The organism is Geothrix fuzhouensis (assembly GCF_024609325.1).
Lineage (GTDB): Bacteria > Acidobacteriota > Holophagae > Holophagales > Holophagaceae > Geothrix > Geothrix fuzhouensis.
The window spans coordinates 684,387-699,559 of record NZ_JANHMQ010000001.1 but is presented as its reverse complement, the minus strand read 5'-3'; the positions used below and the strand labels follow the sequence as shown (position 1 = coordinate 699,559).

The following is a 15,173-nucleotide window of genomic DNA, read 5'->3' as shown; positions in this document are numbered from 1 at the left end:
GGTCACTCCTTGGGGCACTTGCCCAGGTGGCCCTCCAGTGTACTAGGCCCGGGAAGGCGGCTGAACCTTAGATGCAGATACCCGCCGTCTGGTTCAGGGTTTAGGTGGAAATTCCCCCAGGAAGATGGTTTGCGACCACTCCGGAGGCGCCTGACGAGCCAGGGTGCGAAGTCCCGCAGCAGAGCCGCTTCCCGGGGCCAGCCGAGACGGCGGAAGGCGGACTCCAGGGTCCAGCGCAGCTCCGGCTCCAGCCAGGGTTCGCGTCGGAGGAGGATTTCCTCCTCCGAGATGGACCAGCGGGTGCCCTCCCAGCCGGCGACGAGCGTCCGGGCCAGATGTTCGGCTTCCTCGGCCTGGAGATGGGTCTCGAACAGGTGGCGATCCAACCCCGGCGCTTCCTGCCGGATGGTCTCGAGGATCGGGCGCCAGCGGTTCCGGGCCGTAAAGGGCTCGGCATTCGTCGCGTCCTCCCGCCAGGGGAGGTTGCGGGCAGCCAGGTAGGCGCGGAGGTCCGCGCGGCGGAGTTCCGCCAGGGGTGACCACCGCAGGCCCTGGCGCGGAGCCAGGGGATGAAGGCAGCCCAATCCCCCGCCCCGGGCCAGCCTTAGGAACACGGTCTCCGTGTGGTCGTCCAGGGTGTGCCCCGTGGCTACGGCGCAGGCGCCGGCCTGCTCGGCCTCCTGGCGGAGCCAGCCCCACCGGAGCTCCCGGGCGGCCATCTCCAGCCCCAGACCATGGGCCTCCGCATGTGCCCGCACACCCAAGGTGGCCTCGGCGAGGTCCAGGCCCAGGGCCCGGCAACACTGGCGCACGAACGCGGCGTCCTCATGGGCTTCCGGGCGGAGACCGTGGTCCGCATGCGCCACGCTCAGGTCCAGCCCAAGGCTCTTCCGGAGGGTCCACAGAAGCACCAGGAGGGCCACCGAGTCCCCGCCGCCCGAGCAGGCCACCACCACGCGTCCCCTCACGCCATCGCCACGACGCTTGATCTGCGCGAGGAGGTCAGCTTCGAAGCGATTCATGTCGGGGTGTTCAGCCGGGCCACGAGTTGCAGCAAGGCCAGAGGCATGGGTCGCTCGCACCACAGGGCCTCAGCCCAGTCGCACATGCGGAGCGAGCCCCAGTGCATGGCCCGGCCCAGGACCCCGCGCCGGAAGGCGGGATGGGCGATGCGCGTGGCGGGCTGGGCGGCGTCCTGCGCGAACTGGCTGCCGAAGGCGTCGAAGGCGGCCATGCGGCGCTCCCACACGGCGCTCACATCCACCAGCAGATCCGGTGGTCCCGGGTTTTCGCCACCCACCCAGGCGAGGGCCTCCGGGCGCCAGGGCGCTCCGTCGCAGGGATAGTTTTTCAATCCGGCGTAGTAGGTCGCCTCTCGGGCCAAGCGGTGGGTGCGGCGATGGTCGGGATGGCGGTCGTCGGGAGCTGGCAGGATCACCACCCGGGGCCGGAGCCGGCGGATTTCGGCCATCAGTCGCAGCCGGTAGATTTCTTCCTCGGTGAACCGGCCGTCGGGGAAATCAAGCACGAGGCGCGGAACGCCCAGGATGCGAGCGGCCTGTTGGGCTTCGCTGCGACGGGTTTCCGCGGTGCCGCGGGTGCCGAGGTCGCCGCTGGTGAGATCCAGGATCCCGGCCTTCAGCCCGTGGTCCGTGGCCAAGGCCAGGATGCCTCCTACATGGACTTCCACGTCGTCTGGGTGGGCGCCGAGGGCGAGGATCTCGAAGTCGTGGCTCATGGTTCCTCCACCAGGATCACGGGTGTGGCTCCGTCCATGCGTTCCAGGATGCGATCGAGCAGGGCTCCGTCGCGAAGCCAGGGGAGGCCGGGCAGGACGCGCTCCTGGGGTTTGTTGAAGGGGAAGAGGGCCTGCCGCAGCTGTTCGGGATCGCCGCCCATGAGAGCGACCGTCGCCTGACGGTGCAGCCGGTGGTCCAGCTTGGCCAGCCGCTCCCGGGTGCGTGCCTGCTCCCGCTGGAAGCGCGTTTGCAAGGCCTCAGGCCAGGCGGGATCCCCTGCCACCGGCTGGAAGCGGGCCGTGGGCAGGGAGCCGGGCCACGGGGCCAGACGGTCCCAGGCCCCCAGGCGCAGTGCATCCAACTGTCCAGCAGAAACCTGGAAGCCATGGGGTACGACGAAGACGCTGGGTCTCGGGAGGATTTTTGGTGCCACCAGCCCCACCTGCTCCCAGAGCGGCTCGCACAGGCGCCAGTAGGCTCGTTCGGAAGGCCCCAGCACTACGGCGGCGACAGGCAACAACAGCGACTGCATGAGGGGGCGCACGGCCGCGCCGGGACTCAGCCAACGCCCTGCGGGCAGGGGCCTGCCCCGGTCCAGGCGTTGGCGCAGCCCGGTGTGGGGATCCAGCGAGAACCACGCGGCCTGCACCCTCGGATCCAAAGGCAGCGGCGCGCCTTCGGCTGCCAGGCGCTCGGCCTGCTGAACCATCAGTGTTTCAAGGTCAAGGGCTCGCCAGCGTTCCAACTCGGCTTGGATGGAGTCGCGGACGGCGGGATTCGTCGGTGAAAAGGGTCGGAGGCCGCGTTCCCAGAGCGGTTGTCCCAGGGCCAGCACATGGTCGCGCAGCGTGGGTTCGCCGGGGGCGGGCAGGGCCCCCCATAAGGCGGTTGCCTCGGCCTGGTGTTCCGGCGTCCAGGGCAGCCACCCGGTGGCGGTACCGGCCCGTGCGTCGAAGCGGAAGCGGTGGCGCGTCAGACGGCCCGCCTTCCAGCCCACCACCGAGGCCACCTCGGCGCGGTCGTGGTCCTCGTCGGCCAGCCAGTAGACCGCCTCGGCCCCGGTGCGGCGGGCCTCGGCCAGGGCCGCCAGGGCTTTGGCTACGGAGAGGGCAGGGCTCCACCCGGCCCCGATCTGTTGTCCGGTGGCGATGACGGGGGTCTGGCTCACGGGCGTGTCCTCCCGCCCGGTTCGAGCCTCCCCCACTTGCGGAGCATCATCCTCATGGGCCCAGCCTACCCGATATGCGCGCCTCCCCGGCCATGCCATGCTCGTCAGCATGTGGAGCGTGGAACCCTGGCTTCCCCCCGTCGCACCGGATCTGGCCCGCCTCGCCATGGAGGCCGCGGACGAGGCCGGAGTCGCCACGTTGCGATCCTGGCCAGCGGTCCGCAAGGGTGGGATCGCCTTCGGGGATCTGCCCCCGTTCCTATGTTGGCGTGGTCAAAGTGGTGGCCAATGGCATCTCATCCTGCTCCAGACGCGGGAGGTCGGGGCCCTGGTCCCGGGGGCACGCATGACGCCCCTGCCCGCGACCTGGTTCGAGGCGCTCGATCTGGAGGCCCTGGCCCGGCCCCTGGCCCGCCATCCGGATTTTCCAGGTGGAGCGTCCATCCACGTCATCCATCTGCCGGGTGGGGATTCTTTTCGGGTCCGCACCTACGGTCGGCCGGCCACGGAGCTCGTGGCTGAGGTTCTGAAGTGCACCAGTCACATCCAGACCTGGCATCCTGCCGATCAGGAGCCATCGGGAGCACGCCATGCTCAGCCTTGATTTCTCCACCTTGAAGGAAGCGGGCATGGCTGTGGCCCTTGGTTTGATGATGGGTCTGGAACGGGAACGCAGCGGTTTTGAGCGGACCCATGAGAACCGCGATGAACCCCAGCGCCGGGAATCGGATCACGTTGAATCTCTCCACGGCAGCCTCGGGGCGCGCACGTTCGCCCTGCTGACGCTGCTTGGCTGGATCTCGGTGAAGGTGGGGGGAGACGGTCTGGCCATGCCCATCGCTGTGCAGGCGTTTGTGGCGCTCCTGGTGGGCCTCTTCTATCACCAGACCAGCTCGCCGGATCGCGGGCTCACCACCGAAGTCGCCGCCTTGGCGGCCCCTCTGCTGGGCATGCTCCTCACCAGGGACGCACTGCTGGCGGTGGCTCTGGCGGTGATCGTGACGCTGCTCCTGTTGTCCAAGCCCTGGATCCGGGCTTGGATTCCCCGGCTGCATCGCGAGGACCTGACCTCCGCCATGCAACTCCTCATCGTCTTCGCCATCATGCTCCCGCTGCTGCCCTCCAGGACCCTGGATCCCTGGGGAGTGCTCTCACCCCAGAAGGTCGGGTGGATGGTGGCCCTCATCGCCGCGGTGGATTTCCTTGGCTACGCGCTCAACCGCGTGTTGGGGTCCAGGCGGGGGGCCGTGATGACCGGGTTGGTGGGCGGAATGGTCAGCTCGACCGTGGTGACCGTGGCCATGTCCCGACAGGCCAAGGACGACCCATCGTTCCGGGGGCCCGGCCAGGTGGCCGTGATCCTGGCGTGCGCGGTAATGGGCGTGCGGGTGGCCATCCTGGCGGGCGTGGTGGGAGGCCCGGAGCTGGTCCGGCCCCTGCTGCTGCCGATCACAGCCATGGTGGCAACCCTCCTGGCCGCGGCCTGGTGGACCTTTCGCCCGAGCACCAGCGGTGCCACCGGCCTCGAGGAAATGCCGCTACGGAATCCCTTCCAGCTCAAACGGGCCCTGGGCTGGGGCTTGGCGCTGGCCACGGTCATTCTGGTGTCGGCCGCGGCCCGCGCTTGGTTCGGCGACCGGGGCCTCCTGGTGGCGGCTGGGCTTTCCGGGGTGGCCGACGTGGACCCCATCACCCTTGCGGTGAGCAGTCAGATGCACACGACCAGCCTGCCAGCAGGCACCGCGGTCTTGGCCATCGTGATGGCGATCGCGTCCAACACGCTTGCGAAGGCAGGGTTCGCCTGGATCTCGGGTGGACGCGCCTTCGGTCTGCGCCTGACGGCCATGCTGGCCGCTTCCCTGGTCGCGGCCCTGGCGATGGTGGCCTTCAAGTTGTAGGCGTTATTTCCCGCGGTTGCTCATGCGGGTGTGCGCGACGCCGGTCTTGCCTTGAGGACGGGCCGAGGCCTTGGCCACGGGCTTGGGGTGGGAGTCGGCCTTCGGTTTTCCCGTGTTGGCCACGGCAACCGGCTTGTCCGCGGCCTGGACCTGCTTCAGTAGATCGGCGGGGACGAGTGGCTTGGTCATTTGATGCTCCTGAGCATCTGATTCTAGCGCAGCCCGCCAGAGCACCTGCAGGTACGGATGTGACGGGCCTCAACACGGTATTGGTCGCGCCGGGGTTAATCTGGGCCGGAGAGGGCACGGAGCGGGCTTTCAGGGGGAGGACCAGGATGGCGACGATGGAAGATAGGATGGTGGAGGCAGCCCTTGGAGCCTTCGATGCCTGGTGCGAAGTCTCTCGGTTGGGTCGGCGGAGGCTCATCGATGCCTGGTTGGGGCAGCTGGCCGTGGTACGGGAGGACCTCGCGCGGTTTCTCACCGAGGAGACCGGCAAGCCCATCACGCTCGCCCGAGGTGAGGTGGGTCGGGCGGAAGCTACCCTGCGGGCCACCGCCGAGGCCGTGGGTGGTTTTGGTGAGGAGGCCGTGCCCTATGACCTGATGGCGGGTGCCGAGGGCTGCCGGGCGGTCCTCCGGCGTTTCCCCGTAGGGCCCATCCTGGCGATCACACCCTTCAATTTCCCTGTGAACTTGGCGGTCCACAAGCTCGGGCCCGCCCTGGCCGCGGGGTGCAGCGTCATCTGGAAGCCCTGCCCCCAGGCGCCAAGAACCTCGAAGCTGCTCTGGGAGAGCTTTGAAGTCGCCCGACGACGGGTAGGAGCGCCAGAGAACCTGCTGCAGCTGGCGTCGTCGGATCCCGTCGCTGCCGAGCAACTGGCGAAGGATCCCCGCATCGCCGCCGTAAGCTTCACCGGCTCCGAGCGGGTGGGGCGGCATTTGGAGCAAGTCCTGGCCGGCAAGCGGCTGCTGTTGGAGTTGGGCGGCAACGGCGCGGTGGTGGTGGACGAGGGCGTGGACGCGGCTGCCGTGGCCTGCCAGGTGGCCCCCGCGGCTGTGGCCGGAGCCGGGCAAAGCTGTTCCAAGGCCCAGCGGATCTATGTGCATCGCGCCCTCTGGGACGCCTTCGTCCCGGCCTTCGTGGCGGCCGTGAAGCTCCTGCCCGTGGGCGATCCCATGGATCCTGCCACCGTGGTCGGGCCCCTCATTGATGAAGCCACGGCCCACCGCCTGGATGCAAGTCTGGACCGCGCCATAGCCGCTGGGGCTGAAGTTCTGCTGCGCGGACCCCGGCAGGGGGCGCTCCTGCCGCCGGCCATCCTCGCGGGGCTGCCGGAGGATGACCCGTTCCAGTGCGAGGAGGCCTTCGCCCCCATCACCGTGCTGACGCCCGTGGACAGCTTCGAGGACGGTCTCGACCGGGCCGCCGCCACGCGTTTCGGTTTGCGGGCGAGCGCCTACAGCCGGGACCAGCGGCACCTCCGGCAAGCGGAAGTGAAACTCCGCGCCGGCGGGGTGCTCCTCAACCTCCCGCCCACCTTCCGGCTGGACGCCGCTCCCTTCGGCGGCGTGCGGGCCAGCGGCAACGGTTTCGAAGGTCCACGCTGGGCGATGGAGGGCTTCACGGAAGGCCACCTCATCGTCGAGGGCCCGGCCCTGTAAGAATCAACCTGGAGCCGACTCATGTCCCTAGCCATGCCCTTCAACGCCGGTGACCTCGTGGTGGTGGTGCTCCATTCCCCGCGGGAGCGCCTGTGGGGACGGATCCTGGGATTGGAGGCGGCTGGCATCGCCGTGCGGGGTGTCGACCTCGTCCCCTGGGAGGAAGTCCTGACCCTCGTGCGGACGGGCGAGGTCGACCAGGTGGCCCTCAGCACCCGCTTCCTGCCCATGCACCGAGTCGAGACCCTGTATCTCGACGAAGCCAGTTCCGGCGCTCCCAGCCTCGCGGACACCTTTCGCAGCCGCACGGGTCAGGATCCCCATGTCTTCCTGGCCGATCCCCCCTCGCCCAAAGCCGCATCCCGCCACCGGAGGAATCCATGAGCCACGCCAATCACGCCCGCTGGATGGCGCGTTTCCGGGACCGCGCGAAAACCTTGAAACGGCACATCGTCCTGCCCGAGGGCCGGGACGATCGGACGCTTCAGGCCGCCCAGCTGCTGCTGGACCAGGGGCTCTGCCGGCTCACCCTCCTGGGCGATCCCGCCGACATGATGAAGCGGGGATCGGCCCTGGGCCTGTCCTTGAAGGGGGCCACGCTGGTGGATCCCGCCACCAGTTCCTTGCTGCCGGAACTGGCCGGCGCCTACTTCGAGCGCCGCAAGGCCAAGGGCATCACTGAGGCTCAGGCGCTGGAAGCGGTGAACAACCCCCTCTGGTTCGGCGCGATGATGGTGCAGGGGGGGGGGTGCAATGGCATGGTGGCAGGCGCCCTGAACACCACCGCGGAGACTGTGCGGGCCTGCCTCCAGGCCATCGGCGCCGCCCCGGGCATCAAGACCGTGTCCAGTTTCTTTTTGATGATCCATCCCGACACCGCCTTCGGTGAGCAGGGCGCCATGATCTTCGCGGACTGCGCCGTGGTGCCGGATCCCACGCCCGAGCAACTGGCGGATATCGCTTTGGCCTCGGCGGAAAACGCCCGCCGGGTCATGGATGTGGAACCGCGCGTGGCCCTTCTCAGCTTCTCTACCCGCGGGTCCGCTGAGCATCCGCGGGTGGATAAGGTGCGGGCCGCCCTGGCCATCATCAAGGCGAAGGCGCCAACGTTGGCCGTGGACGGGGAGCTTCAGGCTGACGCGGCTCTGCTGGCCTCGGTGGGTCAGCGCAAGGCGCCGGGATCTCCCGTGGCGGGCCGGGCCAACGTGCTGGTCTTTCCAGACTTGGACGCGGGCAACATCGCGTACAAGCTCGCTGAGCGCCTTGGCGGCGCCGTGGCCCTGGGCCCGCTGCTCCAGGGGCTGGCCCGCCCGGCCAACGACCTGAGCCGCGGATGCAGCGCCCAGGACATCGCAGACGTGGCCGTCCTGACGGCCCTCCAGTGAAGCGGATCGCCCTCTTCATCTCCGGCACCGGGGGCAACGCCCTGAACCTGGTTCAGGCCTGCCGCGAGGGTCGTGTTCCGGCCCTTCCCGTGCTGGGCCTCGCCTCCAGCACCAAGGCCGGCGGCCTGGCCCGGCTCGAGGCGGCAGGATTGCCCACAGTGGCGGTGGTCCGGAAGGACTTCGAGTCGGACGCGGCGTTTTCGGAGGCCTGCTACCAGGCCGCCGAGGCTGCCGGGGCGGAGGTCATCTGCCTCTGCGGCTGGCTGAAGATGCTGGCTGTGCCCCGCCGTTGGGAGGGGCGGATCCTCAATATCCATCCCGGTCTGTTGCCCAGGTTCGGCGGACCCGGCATGTACGGCATGCATGTCCACCGGGCCGTGCTGGAGGCTGGCGAGACAGAATCCGGGGCCACGGTGCACCTCGTGGACGCTGAGTATGACCACGGCCGGATCCTGGACCAGGTGCGGGTGCCCGTCCTCCCAGGCGATACCCCCGAAGACCTGCAGAAGCGGGTTTACGCCGCGGAAATGGAACTGTATCCGAAGGCGCTGCGGGCATATCTGATCGAACAGCCCTAGACTGTCCGCATGATTTCCCTCCTCACTGCCGATGAGATGCGGGCCGCGGAGCGCCAGGCCATCGAGGGCTGGGGCATCCCGTCCCTGGTGCTCCAGGAACATGCGGCCCTAGGCGCCTTGGCGCTGCTCCCCCCCGGACAGCCGGTCCACGTGCTGGCGGGCCCTGGCAACAACGGGGGCGACGCCCTGGCCCTGGCCCGGCTCGCCCGCCTGGAAGGGCGCGAAGTCTCAGTGTGGTCCCCCACCGCCCAGCCTGGGTGGCAGGGTGATGCCGCCCACCAGGCGCGGCTCTGGAAGGGCCTCGGCGGGGAGATCCGCACGTCCGCAGCCCCGGCGGAGGTGATGACAGTCTGGCGCGGCTGGGTAGTGGACGGCCTTTTGGGACTAGGCACCACACGGCCCCTGGAAGGCACGGCCCTGGCCTGGGTGCGGGCCCTGAACGCCTCGGGTTTGCCGGTATTGGCCCTGGATCTGCCTTCGGGCCTGGATCCCAGTGCCGCAGAGATCCCTGGTGAGGCGGTCCGCGCCACGCGGACCGCCTGCTTCGGGCTGCACAAGGTCTGCCATGGCCTGATGCCCGCCCGGGAGGCCTGCGGTGAGATCACCGTGGTTCCCATTCCCCTGGATCGGGCTCCACAAGCAGCCCTGTCGCTTCTGGAACGTCCGATCTTGCCGCCGAGGGCCTGGGACGCCCATAAGGGCAGCTTTGGTCATGTGGCCATCCGGGCCGGCAGCCTGGGCATGAGCGGCGCGGCCGTGCTCGCTGCCCTGGGCGCCCTGCGGGTGGGTGCGGGCCTGGTGACTGTTCTGACCGATCCCGAGGTTCGCGCCGAGGTGGCCGCCCAGATCCCCGAGGCCATGGTGCGGCCTTGGCTGGGCACCCTGCCCGCCGAGGTCGATGTGCTCCTGGTGGGCCCTGGCGGCATCGCCCAGATCCCCGACTGGGATGGGCCGCTGGTGCTGGACGCCTCCGCCCTGAAAGAGGGAGAGGGAAAACGTTGGATGGAGCGGCCCGGGACGGCTATCACGCCTCACCCCGGCGAGTTCGCGCGGCTCTTCCGGCTCCCCCGCCCGATGCTGATGGATGAGCGCCTGGCCCAGGCCCGGCAGGTCTCCGCGGGAAAACCCGGGGTCCTGCTGCTCAAGGGCGCCCAGAGCGTCCTCGCCGGTGGTGCCTGCGACGAGCTGTGGATCAATCCCACGGGTCATCCCGGGCTCGCGACTGGCGGCAGTGGCGACCTGCTGGCGGGCATGGTGGCTGGCTTCCGCGCCCAGGGCCTCCCCATGCGCGAGGCGGTGGCCGCGGCGGCGTGGTTCCATGGGGCCGCGGCGGACCGCCTCCCCGGGGCCGGCCTGCTGCCGCGGGACCTGGCGGACCAGCTTCCGGAGCTGCTGCGTGGCTGAACGCTACCTCGCCGACGATGTCGCTACCGAGGCCCTGGGCGAAGCCCTGGCCCGGCTCACACCGCCCGGTGGCACCTGGCTTCTGCGCGGCGAGCTGGGGGCTGGCAAGACCACCTGGACCCGGGGCTTCCTGCGGGGGCTGGGGGGCGATCCCGACGACGTGGCCTCGCCCACCTACGCGGTGCTGCACCGCTACGAGCTTCCGGCGGGCCGCCTCTTCCACCTGGACCTCTACCGCCCCGGCCCGGAGGGCGCCTGGGCCCTGGGTCTGGAGGAGGTCATCGACCCTGGGGACCGGCTGGTGGTGGAGTGGGCCGGTCAAGACGGTCCTTGGCCCTCGGCTTGGGTGGCCGAGCTGTCCCTGACGCCTGCGGGCGCAGGGCGGCTGGCGGAATGGACACTTCCTGGCGAAACCGCCGGACGATGATGGGTCATGAACCTCGCCCTGGTCCTCTCCCTGCTTGCCTGCATCTCAGCCATCGTGGCCGCCTGGGCCGCCCTGCGACGAACCCCGACGGATCCAACGCTCTTCGAAGCCTTGCGGCGTCATGCCGAGGACCTGGCGTCAAGAAACCGCTCTGAATCCCACCAGGTGCTCACCGCTCAGCTTCGACCGCTGGCTGCGGAGCTGGGTGAGCTTCGCACGGCCCAGGTCGAGAAGCTCGCCGAAGGTTTCCGGCAGCTCACGGCCGCAGTCCAGGAGGCGCTCCGGGCCTCGCGATCGGAGCAGGGGGCCCAGCTGAGCCTGGTCCAGCAACAGGTTCAGCAGCGGCTCGAGGCCCTCCAGGCGTCGAACGAGGCGAAGCTCGAGCAGATGCGACACACGGTGGACGAGCAGCTGCACGAGGCCCTGGAGAAGCGTCTGGGGGAGAGCTTCAACCTGGTGGCCCAACGCCTGGAGCAGGTGCAGCGGGGCCTGGGCGAGATGCAGGGGCTGGCCCAGGACGTGGGCGGCCTGAAGCGGGCGCTGACCAATGTGAAAGCCCGTGGCGTGCTGGGCGAGGCCCAGTTGGGAGCGCTGCTCGAACAGTTCCTCTCTCCAGGGCAGTACCAGGCCAATGTCCACATCCGGCCGCGATCGGCGGAAATGGTCGAGTTCGCGGTGAAGCTGCCGGGGCCTGACGAAAACGGCCCGGTCTGGCTGCCTATCGACGCCAAGTTCCCCCTGGAGGACTACCAGCGGCTCATGGAGGCCTACGAAGTGGGCGATCTGGTGGCGGTCGAAGCCGCAGGGAAAGCCCTGGAGGTCAGGCTGCTCTCACAGGCCCGCGACATCCGCGACAAATACATCGCGCCGCCGCACAGCACGGACTTCGGGCTGCTCTTCCTCCCCTTCGAGGGGCTCTATGCGGAGGTGTTGCGTCGCCAGGGCCTCTTTGAGCGGTTGCAACGGGAGTGCAAGGTCATTCTGGTGGGCCCCACAACCCTCACGGCCTTCCTCAACAGCCTCCAGGTGGGCTTCAAGACTCTGGCCATCAGCCGGCAGACCAGCGAGATCTGGAAGGTGCTTGGGCAGGTGAAGGCGGAGTTCGGCCGCTTCGGGACGGCCCTGGCGGCGGTGCAGAAGAAGCTTGAGGAGGCCAGCGGCAAGCTGGGCGATGTCGCCGCCCGGCGGGATCAGATGGAAAAGAAATTGGCGGGCGTGGAGGCGGCTCCAGAAGTCGACTCCGTGGGCCTACCCGGTGAATTACCGAATTCGACGATACCTGTTTTATCCAATTCGTCGGAATAAATCACTTCACAATTTGGCGGATTGCCTTAGGATACGGGCCAATCCGGGGGTGCGATGCTGAAGGGTCGGGAACGTCACGGGGCGGGCGAGGTGATCGCCGTCGACCGGAACTACGTCCCGATGCAGGAAGTAAGCCGAAGGCGCGCCCTCTGCGCCGTGGTGTCGGGCCGGGCCCACGTGCTCAACCCAGCCACCTTCGAGCGGCACGGCAACCTGGAGGGCAGTCTCGAACTCATCATCTTTCCGCATGCGCAGGCCTGCAGCGATTCCAAGCTGCTCATCGGGCGCCTGGAGCGTCGTGTGCTGCGTCGGGATCACTACCTGTGTCAGTACGAAGGCTGCCAGCGGAAGGCCACCACCGTCGATCACGTGGTCCCCTTGTGCCAGGGCGGGTCCACCACATGGCAGAACCTGGTGGGTTGTTGCCTGCCCTGCAACCAGACCAAGGGCGGCCGCACGCCCGATCAGGCCGGGATGATCCTCAAGCGCCAGCCGAAGGGCCCCCGGGCGCATCTCTTCGAGCGCTTCGAGGAACTGCTCAAGCGGGCCAGCGCGGCCTGATCGACTTCCATCAACCCATGATGGCGCGGGTCTTCAGGTGCAGTTCGGCCCATTCCCGGGCGGCGTCGCTGCGGCGGGTGATGCCCCCGCCTGCCCAGTAGGTGAGGGTTTCCCCGGCGATCTGGGCGGTCCGGATGGGCAGGGTCAGGTCCAAGTCGCCATTCGGCGCGATCCACCCCAGGGCGCCGCAGTAGAACCCACGGGGCGCGGCCTCGGTCTGGGCGAGATGGGCGCAGACCGCGTGCTTGGGGGCCCCGGTGACGCTGCCGCCGGGGAGGACGGCCCGGAACAGGTCGGCCAGACCCAGCCTGGGGCGGGCCTGGGCTTCGACGGTGCTCACTAGATGCTGCACCGTGGGATAGGGCTCCACGGTCATGGCCTGGCTCACGGCGACGGTTCCGGTCTGGGCCACACGGCCCAGGTCGTTGCGCACCAGGTCCACGATCATGGTGTGCTCGGCGCGCTCCTTGGGGTCGGCGGCCAAGGCCTCGGCAGCAGCCCGGTCCAGCACTGTGTCACCTGTCAGGGGGGCGCTCCCTTTGATGGGTTGGGACCAGAGCCGGTCCCCCCGACGGGACAGGAGCCGCTCCATGCTCAGGCTGAGGAGACGCAGATCCCCCAGTTCCAGCAGGGCGCCAAAGGGCGGGCGGGCCTTCAGGAAGGCCTGGAATGCCAGGCCCACGGGATCACCATGGAATACAGAATCGAAGGGAACACAGAGGTTGGCTACGTAGAAACCACCCTCCAGGATCCGCTCGCGGATCGCCTCCACAGCCGCCCGATGATGGGCCTCGTTCCAACGGGGGAGGAGTACCAGTGGAACCGGGGCCAGAACGGCATCGGCCTTGAATAGGGGTGCGCAGGCGCTTGGATCAGGGGGTGTGTCCTCCCAGGACCACAGTTCGGCCTTGCCCTCCCGGATGTGCAGCGCCTGCCAGAGGCCCTGCCAGTGCTGACCCGGGGTATCGAGGGGCAGGGCCTGGCGGGGCAGGACAGCCTCATCACAGGCCAACTCGAAGGAGGCAGCACCGATCCAGGGACCGGGATGCTCCAGAAGGGCTGATTCCAGGGCCTCCCAGGGGGTTCCGGGGCGTGTCTGGCCATTCAGGTCGGTGACCCAAGCGGCGCCTCCCCACCGGGAAGTGAGGACCGGTCCACCCGGCAGGGCCAGTAGCCCATCACCGGTTCCCCCTGTGTGCAGCCAGGCCGCTCCCCGATTGAGGAGGGCCTGGGCACAGGCTGGCCACGGCCCGGGGAGGGGGTAGGGCAGGCGGTGCCGAGGCGTGAGGTCCATGAGGGGTATCATCCCATTGGATTCTGGAACTCACTCAATTAGCTAGTGTTGAAAAAGCGTTCGCTAATAAATTGCCGATCCATGACAAATAGCGACGAAAAACAGGCTTTTCTTTTTTTCACCCAGGACCTAGGCTCTTGGGCCAGGAGGAACTTCCATGCCTTCAGTGGATATCAGCTCTCAGACCGGAAAGGATTTCGCCGGTGATGCCTTGATCGTTCCCGTGTTTTCGGGGCGCGAACGCCATCGTCTGCCACTTGCCATCAGCAAGGTCGCGCGCCAGGTGATGGATGAAGAGGATTTCAAGGCGGACTATCTCGAAGTTGTGCCGCTCCATCACCCCAATGGTGTCAAGGAGAGCCGCTGGATGGTGCTCGTCGGTCTGGGTGACGAAGAGAAGGTGACGCTCAACAAGATCCGCAAGGCAGTGGGAACTGCCGGCCGCTTCTGTCTCAAGAAGAAGTGGAAGAAGATCGGCGTGCTGTCTCCGTCTACGTCCACCCTTGATCACGATGCCGTGCAGGCAGCTGTGACCGAGGGTGCCTTGCTGGCGAACTATGATCTCGTCGCCTTCAAGGGTGGGAAGCAAGAACCGAAGCAGTTCAGCTCCATCGAGATCTTCACCAATGGTGACGATACGCGGAAGGCCCGCCGGAAGCTGCCCGTGATCGAGGCCGGTGTGGCGGCTTGCCACCGCGTTCGCGATCTTGCCAACACCCCCGCGGGCGATCTTTATCCCGAGGCGTTTGCAGAAATGGCCGTGAAGCTGGCCAAGCAGCACAAGCTCCATTGCGAGGTGCTGGACGTGCCGGCCCTCGAAAAAGGCGGCTTCCGCTCGGTGCTGGCCGTGGGCCAGGGCAGTGTGCGCCCCCCGCGGGTGGTGAAACTCGAATACAAGCCCAAGGAGAAACCCAAGAAGCACATCGTGCTGGTGGGTAAAGGCGTCTGCTTCGACTCGGGCGGCCTGTCCCTCAAGGACGCCTCCAGCATGGAGACCATGAAGGACGACATGACTGGCGCGGCCATCGTTCTGGCCACCCTGGCAGCCTGTGCCCAGCTGGAGGTGCCGGTTCAGGTGACCGGCCTCATGGGTCTGGCTGAGAACATGCCGTCCGGCTCCAGTTACAAGCCTGGCGACGTCCTCCGCAGCCGGAGCGGCAAAACCGTCGAAGTGCTCAACACCGACGCCGAGGGGCGGCTGGTGCTGGCCGACCTGCTCCACCTCGCCGGGGAACTGGGTGCGGATCATGTGGTCGACCTGGCCACCCTCACGGGAGCGGCCCTGGTCGCCATGGGTGATGGCGTATCGGCGATCATGGGCACGGACCAGAAGCTTGTGGACCAGCTCCTGGATGCAGGGACCAGCGCGGGCGAGCACCTCTGGCAGTTGCCCCTGGTGGAGGAATATGCCGAACTGCTTAAGAGTCCACTGGCTGATCTGAAGAACATCACGGGCATCCGCTGGGGCGGGACCATCACCGCTGGCCTCTTCCTCCGGGAGTTCGTGGGGGGAGCCTCCTGGGCCCACATCGACCTCGCCGGCAGCTGGTCGGGCAAGGAGCGGGACTACCGCACCCATGGCGCCAGCGGAGAGGGCCCCCGGTTCCTCCTTGAATGGCTGATGGACTGAACCTCGGATCACGAGGCCGAAAAGGGGGCACTGCCCCCTTTTTTTCAAATAGGTGAAGATATCCCTCTTGACCGCAGGGCACGGATGGGGATTTATTGAGGACTGCCTTCAATCCACCTG

General features: G+C 68.1%; 16 protein-coding genes. 11 read left to right on the top strand and 5 right to left on the bottom strand.

Annotated features, from left to right (window positions below):
• Nucleotides 1-2: 2 nt before the first annotated feature.
• The 3 genes from tilS to bshC are packed head-to-tail and all read right to left on the bottom strand — an operon-like array spanning nucleotide 3 to nucleotide 2,907.
• On the bottom strand, nucleotides 3-1,022 hold the full coding sequence (gene tilS / locus NOV74_RS03255) for a tRNA lysidine(34) synthetase TilS (protein WP_257309220.1): 1,020 nt from the start codon (nucleotides 1,020-1,022) through the stop codon (nucleotides 3-5).
• The gene (gene bshB1 / locus NOV74_RS03250; protein WP_257309218.1) at nucleotides 1,019-1,738 is read right to left on the bottom strand and encodes a bacillithiol biosynthesis deacetylase BshB1; all 720 of its coding nucleotides are present in this window, start codon (nucleotides 1,736-1,738) and stop codon (nucleotides 1,019-1,021) included. The genes tilS and bshB1 overlap by 4 nt, the downstream gene beginning before the upstream one ends.
• Entirely contained in the window at nucleotides 1,735-2,907 is a 1,173-nt protein-coding gene (gene bshC, locus NOV74_RS03245) for a bacillithiol biosynthesis protein BshC (protein WP_257309215.1), read from the bottom strand. The genes bshB1 and bshC overlap by 4 nt, the downstream gene beginning before the upstream one ends.
• A gap of 97 nt (nucleotides 2,908-3,004) precedes the next feature.
• Here bshC and NOV74_RS03240 point away from each other — a divergent pair, with 97 nt between their 5' ends.
• Nucleotides 3,005-3,511, top strand: coding sequence for a hypothetical protein (locus NOV74_RS03240; RefSeq protein ID WP_257309214.1), 507 nt, complete (start codon nucleotides 3,005-3,007; stop codon nucleotides 3,509-3,511).
• Complete coding sequence (locus NOV74_RS03235; RefSeq protein WP_257309211.1) at nucleotides 3,498-4,805, top strand: MgtC/SapB family protein; 1,308 nt, start codon at nucleotides 3,498-3,500, stop codon at nucleotides 4,803-4,805. The genes NOV74_RS03240 and NOV74_RS03235 overlap by 14 nt, the downstream gene beginning before the upstream one ends.
• Before the next feature lie 3 nt (nucleotides 4,806-4,808).
• On the opposite strand, the gene NOV74_RS03230 is transcribed toward NOV74_RS03235, so the two are convergent.
• Complete coding sequence (locus NOV74_RS03230; protein WP_257309209.1) at nucleotides 4,809-4,994, bottom strand: hypothetical protein; 186 nt, start codon at nucleotides 4,992-4,994, stop codon at nucleotides 4,809-4,811.
• 167 nt (nucleotides 4,995-5,161) lie between these two features.
• Between NOV74_RS03230 and NOV74_RS03225 the strand changes: the two genes are divergently transcribed.
• The 8 genes from NOV74_RS03225 to NOV74_RS03190 are packed head-to-tail and all read left to right on the top strand — an operon-like array spanning nucleotide 5,162 to nucleotide 12,129.
• A complete protein-coding gene (locus NOV74_RS03225) occupies nucleotides 5,162-6,469 on the top strand; it encodes an aldehyde dehydrogenase family protein (protein ID WP_257309207.1) in 1,308 nt (435 codons plus the stop codon).
• Between the two features lie 21 nt (nucleotides 6,470-6,490).
• Nucleotides 6,491-6,853 (top strand): hypothetical protein, encoded by a 363-nt coding sequence (locus tag NOV74_RS03220; RefSeq protein WP_257309206.1) that lies wholly within the window; start codon nucleotides 6,491-6,493, stop codon nucleotides 6,851-6,853.
• Nucleotides 6,850-7,854 (top strand): phosphate acetyltransferase, encoded by a 1,005-nt coding sequence (gene pta, locus NOV74_RS03215; RefSeq protein ID WP_257309204.1) that lies wholly within the window; start codon nucleotides 6,850-6,852, stop codon nucleotides 7,852-7,854. Before NOV74_RS03220 ends, pta begins: the two co-directional genes overlap by 4 nt.
• Entirely contained in the window at nucleotides 7,851-8,432 is a 582-nt protein-coding gene (purN, locus tag NOV74_RS03210; protein WP_257309202.1) for a phosphoribosylglycinamide formyltransferase, read from the top strand. The genes pta and purN overlap by 4 nt, the downstream gene beginning before the upstream one ends.
• Before the next feature lie 9 nt (nucleotides 8,433-8,441).
• Nucleotides 8,442-9,836: an NAD(P)H-hydrate dehydratase gene (locus tag NOV74_RS03205; RefSeq protein ID WP_257309200.1), complete on the top strand. Its 1,395-nt coding sequence runs from the start codon at nucleotides 8,442-8,444 to the stop codon at nucleotides 9,834-9,836.
• Nucleotides 9,829-10,263, top strand: coding sequence for a tRNA (adenosine(37)-N6)-threonylcarbamoyltransferase complex ATPase subunit type 1 TsaE (gene tsaE / locus NOV74_RS03200; protein ID WP_257309197.1), 435 nt, complete (start codon nucleotides 9,829-9,831; stop codon nucleotides 10,261-10,263). Before NOV74_RS03205 ends, tsaE begins: the two co-directional genes overlap by 8 nt.
• Nucleotides 10,264-10,269: 6 nt before the next feature.
• On the top strand, nucleotides 10,270-11,568 hold the full coding sequence (locus tag NOV74_RS03195) for a DNA recombination protein RmuC (RefSeq protein WP_257309195.1): 1,299 nt from the start codon (nucleotides 10,270-10,272) through the stop codon (nucleotides 11,566-11,568).
• A 54-nt stretch (nucleotides 11,569-11,622) separates the two neighbouring features.
• A complete protein-coding gene (locus tag NOV74_RS03190; RefSeq protein WP_257309193.1) occupies nucleotides 11,623-12,129 on the top strand; it encodes an HNH endonuclease in 507 nt (168 codons plus the stop codon).
• Nucleotides 12,130-12,139: 10 nt separating this feature from the next.
• On the opposite strand, the gene NOV74_RS03185 is transcribed toward NOV74_RS03190, so the two are convergent.
• The gene (locus NOV74_RS03185) at nucleotides 12,140-13,423 is read right to left on the bottom strand and encodes a chorismate-binding protein (protein WP_257309191.1); all 1,284 of its coding nucleotides are present in this window, start codon (nucleotides 13,421-13,423) and stop codon (nucleotides 12,140-12,142) included.
• Nucleotides 13,424-13,580: 157 nt separating this feature from the next.
• On the opposite strand from NOV74_RS03185, the gene NOV74_RS03180 reads away from it, so the two are divergent.
• Nucleotides 13,581-15,053 (top strand): leucyl aminopeptidase, encoded by a 1,473-nt coding sequence (locus NOV74_RS03180; protein WP_257309190.1) that lies wholly within the window; start codon nucleotides 13,581-13,583, stop codon nucleotides 15,051-15,053.
• Nucleotides 15,054-15,173: the final 120 nt, after the last annotated feature.

Bases quoted from the DNA above. Each gene is read 5' to 3' on its own strand.
- NOV74_RS03240 (WP_257309214.1), top strand. From the start codon at position 3,005: ATGCTCGTCAGCATGTGGAGCGTGGAACCCTGGCTTCCCCCCGTCGCA.
- NOV74_RS03195 (WP_257309195.1), top strand. From the start codon at position 10,270: ATGAACCTCGCCCTGGTCCTCTCCCTGCTTGCCTGCATCTCAGCCATC.
- NOV74_RS03225 (WP_257309207.1), top strand. From the start codon at position 5,162: ATGGTGGAGGCAGCCCTTGGAGCCTTCGATGCCTGGTGCGAAGTCTCT.
- NOV74_RS03205 (WP_257309200.1), top strand. From the start codon at position 8,442: ATGATTTCCCTCCTCACTGCCGATGAGATGCGGGCCGCGGAGCGCCAG.
- pta (WP_257309204.1), top strand. From the start codon at position 6,850: ATGAGCCACGCCAATCACGCCCGCTGGATGGCGCGTTTCCGGGACCGC.
- bshB1 (WP_257309218.1), bottom strand. From the start codon at position 1,738: ATGAGCCACGACTTCGAGATCCTCGCCCTCGGCGCCCACCCAGACGAC.
- NOV74_RS03230 (WP_257309209.1), bottom strand. From the start codon at position 4,994: ATGACCAAGCCACTCGTCCCCGCCGATCTACTGAAGCAGGTCCAGGCC.
- NOV74_RS03235 (WP_257309211.1), top strand. From the start codon at position 3,498: ATGCTCAGCCTTGATTTCTCCACCTTGAAGGAAGCGGGCATGGCTGTG.
- tilS (WP_257309220.1), bottom strand. From the start codon at position 1,022: ATGAATCGCTTCGAAGCTGACCTCCTCGCGCAGATCAAGCGTCGTGGC.
- NOV74_RS03180 (WP_257309190.1), top strand. From the start codon at position 13,581: ATGCCTTCAGTGGATATCAGCTCTCAGACCGGAAAGGATTTCGCCGGT.
- NOV74_RS03220 (WP_257309206.1), top strand. From the start codon at position 6,491: ATGTCCCTAGCCATGCCCTTCAACGCCGGTGACCTCGTGGTGGTGGTG.
- NOV74_RS03185 (WP_257309191.1), bottom strand. From the start codon at position 13,423: ATGGACCTCACGCCTCGGCACCGCCTGCCCTACCCCCTCCCCGGGCCG.
- NOV74_RS03190 (WP_257309193.1), top strand. From the start codon at position 11,623: ATGCTGAAGGGTCGGGAACGTCACGGGGCGGGCGAGGTGATCGCCGTC.